The 11,884-nt window shown below is 67.7% G+C and carries 8 protein-coding genes; all 8 read left to right on the forward strand.

Translation table 11 applies throughout. The annotated features are described in order from the left end of the window. Positions 1-23 precede the first annotated feature (23 nt). The 8 genes from RAH39_RS04090 to RAH39_RS04125 all read left to right on the forward strand — a co-directional run bounded on the left by RAH39_RS04090 (position 24) and on the right by RAH39_RS04125 (position 11,770). The gene (locus tag RAH39_RS04090; protein WP_306591532.1) at positions 24-2,105 is read left to right on the forward strand and encodes a S46 family peptidase; all 2,082 of its coding nucleotides are present in this window, start codon (positions 24-26) and stop codon (positions 2,103-2,105) included. A 122-nt stretch (positions 2,106-2,227) separates the two neighbouring features. After that, on the forward strand, positions 2,228-4,306 hold the full coding sequence (locus RAH39_RS04095; protein ID WP_306591533.1) for a S46 family peptidase: 2,079 nt from the start codon (positions 2,228-2,230) through the stop codon (positions 4,304-4,306). Positions 4,307-4,411: 105 nt separating this feature from the next. Next, the gene (locus RAH39_RS04100; RefSeq protein ID WP_306591534.1) at positions 4,412-6,478 is read left to right on the forward strand and encodes a S46 family peptidase; all 2,067 of its coding nucleotides are present in this window, start codon (positions 4,412-4,414) and stop codon (positions 6,476-6,478) included. A 114-nt stretch (positions 6,479-6,592) separates the two neighbouring features. Continuing rightward, a complete protein-coding gene (locus tag RAH39_RS04105; RefSeq protein ID WP_306591535.1) occupies positions 6,593-8,680 on the forward strand; it encodes a S46 family peptidase in 2,088 nt (695 codons plus the stop codon). Positions 8,681-8,795: 115 nt separating this feature from the next. Beyond that, on the forward strand, positions 8,796-9,461 hold the full coding sequence (locus RAH39_RS04110) for a Crp/Fnr family transcriptional regulator (protein WP_306591536.1): 666 nt from the start codon (positions 8,796-8,798) through the stop codon (positions 9,459-9,461). A gap of 182 nt (positions 9,462-9,643) precedes the next feature. After that, the gene (locus RAH39_RS04115; protein WP_306591537.1) at positions 9,644-10,717 is read left to right on the forward strand and encodes an aldo/keto reductase; all 1,074 of its coding nucleotides are present in this window, start codon (positions 9,644-9,646) and stop codon (positions 10,715-10,717) included. 135 nt (positions 10,718-10,852) lie between these two features. Continuing rightward, a complete protein-coding gene (locus RAH39_RS04120) occupies positions 10,853-11,176 on the forward strand; it encodes a hypothetical protein (RefSeq protein ID WP_306591538.1) in 324 nt (107 codons plus the stop codon). Between the two features lie 189 nt (positions 11,177-11,365). Then, positions 11,366-11,770: a VOC family protein gene (locus RAH39_RS04125; RefSeq protein ID WP_306591539.1), complete on the forward strand. Its 405-nt coding sequence runs from the start codon at positions 11,366-11,368 to the stop codon at positions 11,768-11,770. Positions 11,771-11,884 lie beyond the last annotated feature (114 nt).

The following is an 11,884-nucleotide window of genomic DNA, read 5'->3' on the forward strand; positions in this document are numbered from 1 at the left end:
CCGTTCGTTCGAAGGAGAATCCCATGCAGCCCCGCGCCCTGACCCTGTCCGTGCTCGCCCTGGCCCTGGCCGGATCCGCCCTCCGGGCGGAAGAAGGCATGTGGACTTTCGACAACCTGCCGACCAAGAAGATCTCCGAGAAGTACGGCTGGGCGCCGGACCAGGCCTGGCTCGACCACGTCCGCCTCTCCGCCCTGCGGTTCCCCGGCGGATCGGGCTCCTTCGTCAGCAAGGACGGGCTGGTGCTCACCAACCATCACGTCGGCCGCGGCTGGATCCAGCGCGTCAGCAGCAAGGAGGCCGACTACGTGAAGAACGGCTTCGCCGCCGCCACCCGCGAGCAGGAGATCAAGGTTCCCGGGCTGGAGCTGATGACGCTCATGGCCATGGAGAACGTCACCGCCCGGGTGGCCAAGGCCGTGAAGCCCGGCACGCCCGAGAAGGCCGCCCTGAAGGCCCGGGACGCCGAGATCGAGAAGATCAAGCAGGAGATGCAGGAGAAGAGCGGGCTCACCTGCGAGCACGTCACCCTCTACCAGGGCGGCGAGCACTGGATCTACAGCTACAAGAAGCACACCGACGTGCGCCTGGTGTTCGCGCCCGAGCAGCAGATCGCCTTCTTCGGCGGCGATCCCGACAACTTCACCTACCCCCGCCACAACCTGGACTTCTCCATCTTCCGCGTCTACGAGAACGGCAAGCCCTACGCGCCCTCGCAGTTCCTGAAGTGGACGGACACCGGCCTCAAGGCGGGCGACCTCACCTTCGTCACCGGCCATCCCGGCCGCACCAGCCGCCAGGACACGCTGGCCCAGATGATCTACTCCCGCGACTTCGCCATTCCCATGCGCCTGAAGTCCATGGAGCGCCGCAAGGCCGCGATGGTGGCCTACGGCAAGACCTCGCCCGAGGCCGCCCGCCAGGTCAACACCCAGATCTTCGGGATCGAGAACAGCATCAAGGCCACCACCGGCTACTGGTCCGGGCTGAAGAACAAGGAGGCCATGGCCCGCATCGAGGCCGCCGAGAAGGACCTGCGCGCCCGCGTCGCCAAGGATCCCAACCTCGCCGCCGAGACCGGCCAGAGCTGGACCAAGATCGATCAGGCCACCCAGGTGGCGAAGGGGCTGACCAAGGAATCCCTCAACGTCGGCACGGCCAATTCCGTGCTGCTCGGCCACGCCCTCACCCTCGTGCGGATCGCCGACGAGGAAGGCCTCCCCAGCGAGAAGCGCCTGGCCGAGTACAGCGACGCCAACCTGAAGGCGGCCAAGGCCCGCGTCGGAATTCCCGCGCCCTTCTACAAGGAGCAGGAGATCTTCCTGTTCACGCAGGGACTGGAAGATGCCGTCAAGGAACTGGGGTCTCAGCACCCCTTCGTAAAGGCGATGCTGGGCGGGAAGTCCCCCGCGGAAGCGGCGAAGGCCGCGGTCGAGGGTTCCAAGCTGGCGGATCCCGAAGTCCGCAAGGCGCTGCTGGCCGGCGGGAAGAAGGCCGTCGCCGAGTCCCAGGATCCGATGATCGTGCTCGCCCGCAAGCTCGATCCCCTGAGCCGCTCCCTCCGCAAGAAGCAGGAGGAGCAGGTCCAGAGCGTGATTACCGAGCACGGCACCCGCATCGCCAAGGCCCGCTTCGCCGTCTACGGCAAGAACACCTATCCCGACGCCACCTTCACCCTGCGCCTCTCCTACGGCGCCGTGGCGGAGTACAAGGGCAACGGGACGCTGATCCAGCCCTTCACGACCTTCGGCGGCCTCTTCGACCGCTACGACGGGTGGGGCGGCAACGCGGCCCACGCCCACGAGAACGCCTGGACGCTGCCCCAGCGCTGGGTGGACAAGCGGGCGGAGTTGAACCCCTCGCTGCCGTTCAACTTCGTCCACAAGGTGGACATCATCGGCGGCAACTCCGGCTCCCCCGTCATCGACACCAAGGGCGAGCTGGTGGGCCTGATCTTCGACGGCAACATCGAGAGCCTGCCGGGCAACTACTTCTACGACGAGGCCGTGAACCGCGGCGTCTCCGTGGATGCCCGCGCCATCGTCCACGCCCTGGACAAGGTCTACGGCGCCGCGTCGCTCGTCGCCGAGCTGACGGGCAAGTAGGACTCCGCTAGGGGGAAAGGTCTCTCACCGCAGAGGGCGCAGATAAAAGCAGAGCCTGGGTTTTCATCTGCAAAATCTGCGTCATCTGCGGTTCCTCTTCCTGAATTTCTTCCGGAGTTCCCATGCGCCTGACCGCCGTCGCCCCGTCCCTCGCATTGCTGCTTGCCCTCCCCGCGTTGCGCGCGGACGAGGGGATGTGGACCTTCGACAACCTGCCCCTCGCGCAGCTCAAGGCCGCCCACGGCTTCGAGCCCACGCGGGAATGGCTCGACCACCTGCGCCTCGCCAGTCTGCGCTTCCCCGGCGGGTCGGGCTCCTTCGTCAGCGCCGACGGGCTGGTCCTCACGAACCACCACGTCGTGCGCGGGCTGGTTCAGCGGCTGTCGACGCGGGAGCGGGACCTGCTGAAGGACGGGTTCGTCGCCGCGGACCGCGGCGCGGAGCTGAAGGTCCCCGGGCTCGAACTGATGCAGCTCGTCCAGGCCGTGGACATCACCGCCCGCGTGGCCCAGGCCCCCGGCCGCACGGAGGCCGAGGTGCTACGGGCCCGGGAGCTGGAGAGCCAGAAGGCCCGGGAGGAACTTCGCGTCCGCACCGGGCTCACCGTGGAGATCGTCTCCCTCTACCAGGGCGGCCAGACCTGGCTCTACGGCTACCGGAAGTTCACCGACGTGCGCCTCGTCGTGGCGCCGGAACTGGCGGTGGCGCGGTTCGGCGGGGACTACGACAACTTCACCTATCCGCGCCACCACTTGGATTTCGCGCTGCTGCGGGTCTACGAGCAGGGTCGGCCCTACCGCCCCGAGCACCACCTGGCCTGGACCCGCGGCGGGCTGAAGGCGGGAGATTCCACCTTCGTATCCGGCCATCCGGGCTCCACCAGCCGCCTGTGGACCCTCTCCCAGATGCGCCACGCGCGGGACGCCGGCACTCCGCGCCAGATCAAGACCATGGAGCGCCGCCGCGCCGCCCTGGAGGCCTTCGCCGCCCGCGGGTTCGAAGCCCGCGCCCTGGTGGGCGGCCAGATCTACAGCCTGGACAACGGCCTCAAGGCCACCCGGGGCTACCTCGCCGGCCTGAAGGACGCGGAAGGGATGGCCCAAGTGGAAGCCGCCGAGCGCCGGCTGGTGGCCGCGGTGGCGGCCGATCCGCGGCTGAAGGCCGAGGCGGGCGGGAGCTGGGAGCGGATCGAGGGCGCCCTCCGCGAATCGGAAGCCCTGGCCCCCGAAACCCAGGTGGTCCACGCCCGGAGTTCCGAGCTGTTGGCCACGGCGCTCAACCTCGTGCGGATTCCCGCGGAGGTCGCCAAGCCCGAGAAGGACCGCCTGCCGGAGTTTTCCGACGGCGGCCTGCAGGCCCTCCGCGAGCGCCTGATCAAGCCCCGTCCCGTCCCTTTCGACGCCGCCCTGGAGGTCCACCTCCTGACTGACGGGCTGAAGGAGGCGCAGGAGGTGCTGGGCGCCGACCACCCCTTCGTGAAGGCGATGCTGGGCGGCGCGACGCCGGAGGCCGCGGCGCGGAAGGCGGTGGAAGGCAGCCGCCTTCAGGATCCCGACGAAGTGCGGCGGCTGCTCGACGGGGGCGCCCCGGCCCTGGCCGCCAGCGGCGACGCGATGATCGCCCTGGCGCGGATCCTGGATCCCTTCCAGCGGGACCTCCGCACCCGCACCGAGGCGCGGGTAGAAGGGCCCCTCCGCGATCACGCCGCGCGGATCGCCCGCGCCCGCTTCGCCCTCTACGGCACGTCCACCTATCCGGACGCCACCTTCACGCTCCGCTTCTCCGCGGGCGCCGTCGCCGCCTATCCCGCGAACGGAACCCTGATCCAGCCCTTCACCACCTTCCACGGCCTGATGGATCGCTTCGAGGGTTGGGGCGGAACGGCCTCCGGCCTCGATCGGGACACCTGGCGCCTGCCCGCCCGCTGGCTGGCCCGCCGGGACACCCTCACCCTGACCACGCCCTACAACTTCGTCTCCACCAACGACATCATCGGCGGCAACTCCGGCAGCCCCGTGGTGGACAAGCGCGGCGAGCTGGTGGGCCTGGCCTTCGACGGCAACCTGGAGAGCCTCCCGGCCCGCTACTACTACGACGGCCGAGCCAACCGCACCGTCAGCGTGGATGCCCGCGCCATCCTCGAAGTCCTCGCCAAGATCTACGAGGCCCCGCGCCTCGTGGCCGAGCTGACGGGGAAATGAACTTTCAACCGCAGATGACGCAGATAAAAGCGGATCCTCGGATTTTCATCTGCGAAATCTGCGTCCTCTGCGGTTCCCCTTTCTGAATTTGCTTTCGGAGTTTCCATGCGCCTCACCGCTCTCGCCATGTCCCTTGCCTCGGTCCTCGCCCTTCCCGCGCTGCGGGCGGACGAGGGGATGTGGACCTTCGACAACGTCCCCGCTCCCAAGATCAAGGCCAAGTACGGGTGGGCGCCGGGCCAGGCGTGGCTGGACCACGTGCGCCTGTCGGCGGTGCGCTTTCCCGGCGGGTCGGGCTCCTTCGTCAGCAAGGACGGGCTGGTGCTCACCAACCACCACGTGGGCCACCACTGGACCCAGCTCGTCTCCGACGCCCAGCACGACTACGTGAAGAACGGCTTCGTCGCTGCGGGACGGGACCAGGAGATCAAGGTTCCGGGCCTCGCGCTGCTCACGCTCGTGGAGGTGGAGAACGTCACCGCGCAGGTGGAGAAGGCCGTGCCCAGCGGCGCGGATGACCAGGCCGCCGCCAAGGCCAAGTCGGACGCGCTCGCCGCCCTCGCGAAGGAGCAGACCGCGCGGACGGGCCTGGACTGCCAGCCGGTCATCCTCTACCAGGGCGGCCAGTCCTGGATCTACCGCTACAAGAAGCACACCGACGTGCGCCTGGTGATGTCCCCGGAATACGGCGTGGCCGCCTTCGGCAAGGACTGGGACAACTTCAGCTGGCCGCGCCACGACCTGGATTTCAGCCTCTTCCGCGTCTACGAGAACGGCAAGCCCTACGCGCCGCCCCACCACCTCGCCTGGGGGAAAGGTGCGGGCTACGGCGACCTGGTGTTCACCGTGGGCCACCCCGGCCGCACCTCGCGGCTGGAGACCCTGGCCCAGATGGAGGCCAAGCGCGACGTGACGAATCCTCTCGCTTTGCGCGGGCTGGACCGCGGCCGTACCGCCCTCCACGCCTACGCCGCCCAGGGCGAGGAACAGGCCCGCACGGTCTCCGACCAACTCATGAGCCTGGAGAACGCCTACAAGGTGGTTGCGGGCGAGACCGATGGGCTGAAGGACGTCGCGGCCATGGCCAAGGTGGCGGCGGCGGAGAAGGAGCTGCGGGCCAAGGTCGCGGCGGATCCCAAGCTGCAGGCCCTGGCCGGGGACAGCTGGAGCCGCATCGCGGAGGCCGTCGCCCAGCAGGGCGCCTTCGCCAAGGAGGCGTCCGTGGCGGCCGCGCTCCGCACCAGCGTCCTGGGCATCGCCCTGCCGCTGCACCGCTACGCCTCCGAGCGGGCGAAGCCCGCCGACCAGCGGTCGCCCGAGTACCGCGATGAAAAGGCGCTGGAGGCCCTCAAGGCGACGCTGAAGCGCCAACCCGCGGAGGAAGTGGCCGCTGGGACCCTGGTGCTCCAGATCGCCCTGGCCGGCGCCCTGGACGAGCTGGGCCCGGATCATCCCCTGACCCGCCAGCTGCTCGACGGGAAGACGCCCAAGGCCGCCGCGAAGGCCCTGTCCGCTGGGTCGCGTCTCGCCGATCCCGCCGTCCGGACGGCCCTGGCCGACGGCGATCCCCGCGCGATCCTCGAAAGCGGGGACCCCGCGCTGGTGGTGGCCCGGGGCCTGTCCGCGCGGCTGGAGGAGGTCCAGCGGAAGCAGCGGGCGCTCCAGGCCGTCGTCTCCGAGCACCTGGCGCGGATCGCCAAGGCCCGGTTCGCGGTCTACGGCACCTCGGCCTATCCGGACGCCACCTTCACCCTGCGGCTGTCCTACGGCGCCATCGAGACCTACCCGAGCGCGGGCACCCTGGCCCAGCCCTTCACGACCTTCGCGGGGATGTACGATCGCGCCGCCGCCTGGGGGCCGAAGGCCGAGGGCGGTTCCTGGGAGGTGCCGCAGCGCTGGTTGGCCCGCCGCGCTGCGCTCGACTTGTTCACGCCCTACAACTTCATCTCCACGAACGACATCATCGGCGGCAACTCCGGCAGTCCCGTGGTGGACAAGCGCGGCGAGCTGGTGGGCCTGGCCTTCGACGGCAACATCGAGAGCAACGCCGGCCGCTACTACTTCGACGCCCGCGTGAACCGCTGCCTGTCCGTGGACGTCCGCGCCATCGTCGAAGCCCTCGACAAGGTCTACGACGCCAAGCACCTCGTCGCCGAGCTGACGGGGAAGTGAACCTTCAACCGCAGATGACGCAGAGGGCGCAGATAAGGACAGGTCCTCGATTTTCTATCTGCGAAATCTGCGTCATCTGCGGTTTCCCTTCCTGAATTTGTTTTCGGAGTTCCCATGCGCCTCACCGCCCTTGCCCTGCTCCTGGCCCTGCCCGCGCTGCGCGCGGACGAGGGGATGTGGACCTTCGACAACATCCCCGTGCAGAAGATCAAGGCGAAGTACGGCGTGGCGCTGGAGCCTTCCTGGCTGAAGAACCTCCAGCTCGCCACGGTGCGCTTCCCCAATGGGACGGGGGCGTTCGTCAGCCGCGATGGGCTGGTGGTTACCAACCACCACGTGGGCCGTGACGCCATCGCCCAGATGTCCACCGCGGCGGCGGACCTGGTGCGGGACGGCTTCACCGCCGCCACCCGCGCTCAGGAGATCAAGGTGCCCGGCCTCGAGCTGATGATGCTGGTCTCCATGGAAGACGTGACGGCGAAGGTGAATGGCGCCGTGAAGCCCGGCGCCACGGACCAGGAGGCCCTGACGGCCCGGCGCAACGCCCTGGCGGACCTGCGGAAGGCCGACGAGGCGAAGACCGGCCTCACCTGCGAGCCCGTGACCCTCTACCAGGGCGGCGAATACTGGCTGTACCGCTATCGGAAGTTCACGGACGTGCGCCTGGCCGCGGCTCCCGAGCTGCAGGTGGCGGCCTTCGGCGGCGACCCCGACAACTACACCTACCCGCGCCACAACCTGGACTTCGCGCTGTTCCGCGTCTATGAAGACGGCAAGCCCTACCGCCCCGACGCCATCCTGCCCTTCAGCGCCAAGGGCGCGTCCATGGGTGAGTTGACCTTCATCTCGGGCCATCCCGGCACCACCTACCGCCAGCAGACCCACGCCCAGATGGCCTACGCTCGGGAGACCGGCATCCCCTTCCAGCTGCGCGCCATCGAGCGCCAGAAGCAGGCGCTCCTCGCGCTGTCCGCCACGTCTCCCGAGGCCAGGCGCCTGGCCGCCGAGGCCATCTACAGCCTGGAGAACGGCCACAAGCGCCTGAGCGGCCAGCTGCTGGGCCTCTCCAAGCCCGAGAACCTGGCGAAGGTGGCCGAAGCCGAAGCCGCGCTGAAGGCGGCCGTGGCCAAGGACCCCGCGCTGCAGGCCCGCGTGGGCGGGAGCTGGGACCGTGTGGCCCAGGCCGTGGCGCGCCAGAAGGCGCTGCTCGCGGAGGCCACCTACCTCGATACCGGCCGCGCCACGCTGGTCGGGCGCGTGGCCGCGCTGCGCCACGCCATCGCCCTGGTGCGCCTCGCCGACGAGACCGCCAAGCCCTCCGCCGAGCGCCTGAGCGAATTCAGCGAGGGCAACCTCAAGGCCACCCGGGCCCAGCTGCTCTCCCCCCGGCCCGTGCACAAGGCCATCGACCAGGCCCTCCTGGCCGCGGGCCTCGAAGAGGCGCGGCAGGCGCTGGGCGATGGCCATCCCTTCGTGAAAGCCGTGCTGGGCGGACGGACGCCCGAGGCCGTGGCCAAGGCCGCCGTAGAGGGCACGAAGCTGGATGACGCGGCGGTGCGCCGGCAGCTCGCCGAGGGCGGAAAGGCGGTGCTGGACGCCTCCGCGGATCCCATGATCCGGCTGGCGAAGGCGATCGACCCCTTCAGCCGCGCCATCCGCAAGCAGATGGAAGCCGAGGTCACCGGCGTGTTCAACGAGCAGGGCGGGCGCATCGCCGAGGCGCGGTTCAAGGTCTTCGGCAAGGCCCTCTATCCCGACGCCACTTTCACCCTGCGCCTGGGCTACGGTCCCGTCGCCACCTACGCCAACGGGACGGGCACCCTGGCCCAGCCGTTCACCACCTACATGGGGATGTTCGACCGCCACCTGGGCTGGGGCGGCAACGCGGCCGCGGCCGAAGGCGGCGTGTGGACGCTGCCCCAGCGCTGGCTGGACCGCCAGGTGAAGCTGGACCTCGCCACGCCCTTCAACTTCATCTACGCCTGCGACACCGTGGGCGGCAACAGTGGCAGCCCCGTGGTGAACGTCAAGGGCGAGTTCGTGGGCATCAACTTCGACAGCGTCTACGAAGGGCAGGGCGGGTACTACGTCTACGACGCCGACACCAAGCGCGCCGTCGCCACCGACGTCCGGGCCATCCTCGAAGCCCTCCGCAAGATCATGGACGCCGGGCACCTGGCGGACGAGGCGCTGGGCAAGTAGACGCGGACCGGGCAGGACCTTTCCCGGCGCGGACCCCCTCCGCGCCGGGGAGGCCCCTACCGCGGGAGCCCCGATGGGGCGAGGATGGCGGTGGAAGGACGGAGGAGGTGCCGCCATGCCCGTGCCGATGACGCTCGACCAGATCCGCTCCTTCGCCCTGGCGGAGATCAAGGCCCTGACCCTCGTCCATCCCGAGATCCGGCCGCTCCTCTACCGCGAGGGCGAGTGGCTGTTCCAGGAATCGGACGCCTCCAACAAGGTGTTCATCGTCCTTCGCGGCACCTACGCGGTGGAGAAGGAAGCCTCGGGCCTGGTGCTCGACGAGGTCACCTGCGACGCGGGACATTTCGCCATCGTGGGCGAGATGGCCTACCTGGGCGGGCAGAGCCGCACCGCCTCCGTCCGCGCCCGCACCGAATGCCACGTCCTGGTGTTGGTGCCCGCGCACCTGGAGACAGTTATGGAGCGGTTCCCCATGCTGACGCGCGTCATCTGCCGCCAGTTCGCCCTCCGCTTGAAGGCGGCGAACGAGACCATCCAGGAACTCCGGGCCGACCTCGCCTACCACGGCCACGGCGTCGAGCGCCCCGTGGTGCGGGACGCCAAGGCCCACCTGATCGTCCCCGGCAGCTGGAACCAGAAAGTGGGCCGCAAGGGCACCACCCTCTGCGGCCTGCGGATCCCCAGCAGCGAGTCCCTCCTGAACACCGGCGAACGCGTGGACTACTGCCCCGAATGCGAAGAGGCCCTGGCCCGAGGCGAGCACTGGGGAAAGGTCTGACCTTTCCAAAGGATTCACCACCAAGACACCAAGGCCACCAAGAACTGAATCAAATCTCCTTTTGCCTTTCTTGGTGTCTTCGCGCCTTGGTGGTGAGTTTTTTTCTCTGAATTTCAAATGCCCGGAAAAACCGAGGCCTCCTTTCGGAGCGATACTGGGGTCATCTATCCTCGGAGGCCGCCATGGCCGGCACCACCCGACGCGACCTGTTCAAGCTGGGCGCCGCCGCAGGCGCGGGCCTCGTCGCCGCCCGCCTGGGCGCCGTGGAAGAGGCCCTTGCCCCGTCCCTTTCCCCCGCGCCGGCGGGTGGCGCTCCCTTCAACCCGGCCACCGCCGCGACCATGCCCACCCGCAACCTGGGCCGCACAGGCCACAAGGTGGGCCTTTTCAGCCTGGGCGGCCAGGCGGCCATCGAGAAGCCGGACAACGAGGCGGCCGCCGTCCGGATCATCGAGCGGGCCCTGGACCTGGGCGTGAACTACCTGGACACCTCCGCCCGCTACGGGGGCGACGCGCGGTGGAGCGAGCAGTACTTCGGGAAGGTGATGAAGCGCCGCCGCCGGGAGGCCTTCCTCGCCACCAAGACCCACGACCGCACGGCCGACGGCTCCCTCCGCCTGCTGGAGACCTCCCTGAAGCTGCTCCAGACGGACCACGTCGACCTGTGGCAGCTCCACGCCATGAGCACCCTGGACGACGTGGAGAAGGTCTGCGCCAAGGGCGGCGCCCTGGAGGCCTTCCAGAAAGCCCGTGACCAGAAGCTGGTGCGCTTCCTGGGCCTCAGCGGCCACACCGACCCCGACGTCCTGGCCGAAGCCATCCGCCGCTTCCCCTTCGACTGCGTCCTGATGGCCCTCAACGCCGCCGATGCCTGGCACCTGCCCTTCCAGAAGACCCTCCTCCCCCTCGCCGTGGAAAAGGAGATGGGCATCATCGCCATGAAGATCCCCGCCCGCGGCCGCATCCTTGCCGGCGTCCAGCCTCCGCCCCCCGACCAGCAGCGCGGCCCCGCCAAACACGACCGCCCCGGCACCCTCACCATGCCCGAGGCCCTGCGCTACACCCTCACCCACCCCGTCAGCACCGCCATCATCGGTGTGGACAACCTCGCCCAGCTGGAAGAGAACGTGAGAATCGCTAGAGATTTCTTGCCCCTGAACGCCGCCGAGATGGAGGCCCTGGAGCAGAAGGTGAAACCGGTCTATGGGCAGGCGTCGTGGTACAAGCGGGATGCGCCGGCGAATCCGGGGAAATGAGCTTGTTAGCCACAAATGAGCACTGATAAACGGAGATAAAGCCCCGAGACTACAGGGTGCCGCTTTCAAGAGCGGCCTTTAGATACTGGAAGGGCGCTAAAATCGTCCAACAGCAACATCCGATGGAGGATAGAAATGAAAATTTTAATCCCCTTCATTCTGATTGGGCTTTTTGCCTGTACGGATCATCGGCGCAGTCCGGAGTCGGCTCAGGTCTACGACGCCCTTCAAATCTCGCCTTTGCAGCCGACCATCAAGACCGCTACGACTCAGCAATTCCAAGTCATCGGATTTGCTCCGCTACCAGTTGGAGACTACAACTGGACCAGCGACCACGGCAGCATCACCCCGCAAGGGGTCTATACCGCACCGCCATCCCCAGGCTCAGACAGAGTCATCGCTACTTCCAAGACCCGGAGCAGTGACGTGTATGTTGCCGTCATCACCGTTGCTCCTTGATGGCTTCGCACGAACGCCGTCGATGCCTAACCTCTCGCTCAACTCGGATCCCGCCTGCATTGTCTTCCCCTCACTCTCAATGTCTCGCTACCTCGGCTCCGCTCATCGCCTCGGCGCAGGCGGGGCCGGTTCGCTTCATTCGTTAGGCCGCATCATTATCGTCGCAACTTCCAGGTCAAGGAGATTGGCATGATCAACCAGATTTTCCTTACCCTCCCTGTCGCTGATCTCCAGAGGTCGGTCACCTTCTTCAAGGCGCTCGGATTTACTCACAATCCGCAATTCAGCGATGACACGGCTGCGTGCATCGTCATCAGCGATGCGATTTCTGTCATGTTGGGAACTCACGCCAAGTTCCGTGAGTTCACGCCTAAAGCCGTCTGCGATACCAGTCAGGCCGTCGAGGTTTTGATATCTCTCAGTTGTGAGAGCCGCGAAGAGGTTGATGAATTGGTCGCCAAAGCCCTTGCTGCTGGTGGTTCAACCTACGACAAACCCGAGGATTTTGGGTTCATGTACACCCACAGCTTCGTCGACCTAGATGGCCACGGTTGGGGGGTGCTCCACATGGTTTCCCAGCCTGAATCACAGTGATTTGCATCAACCAAGCCTGGATGTCTTGCGGTCTGACTTCTCGCTCAACTTAGACCCAGCCGCGAGCGGCGGAGTCCTTCTTCCCCTGGCAATCCAGTCGTCTCTTCTTGTAGT

Source organism: Geothrix sp. 21YS21S-4, assembly GCF_030845995.1.
Classification (GTDB): Bacteria; Acidobacteriota; Holophagae; order Holophagales; family Holophagaceae; genus Geothrix.

Coding starts and splice junctions, on each gene's coding strand:
- RAH39_RS04105 (WP_306591535.1), top strand. CDS start 6,593: ATGCGCCTCACCGCCCTTGCCCTGCTCCTGGCCCTGCCCGCGCTGCGC.
- RAH39_RS04090 (WP_306591532.1), top strand. CDS start 24: ATGCAGCCCCGCGCCCTGACCCTGTCCGTGCTCGCCCTGGCCCTGGCC.
- RAH39_RS04115 (WP_306591537.1), top strand. CDS start 9,644: ATGGCCGGCACCACCCGACGCGACCTGTTCAAGCTGGGCGCCGCCGCA.
- RAH39_RS04110 (WP_306591536.1), top strand. CDS start 8,796: ATGCCCGTGCCGATGACGCTCGACCAGATCCGCTCCTTCGCCCTGGCG.
- RAH39_RS04095 (WP_306591533.1), top strand. CDS start 2,228: ATGCGCCTGACCGCCGTCGCCCCGTCCCTCGCATTGCTGCTTGCCCTC.
- RAH39_RS04125 (WP_306591539.1), top strand. CDS start 11,366: ATGATCAACCAGATTTTCCTTACCCTCCCTGTCGCTGATCTCCAGAGG.
- RAH39_RS04120 (WP_306591538.1), top strand. CDS start 10,853: ATGAAAATTTTAATCCCCTTCATTCTGATTGGGCTTTTTGCCTGTACG.
- RAH39_RS04100 (WP_306591534.1), top strand. CDS start 4,412: ATGCGCCTCACCGCTCTCGCCATGTCCCTTGCCTCGGTCCTCGCCCTT.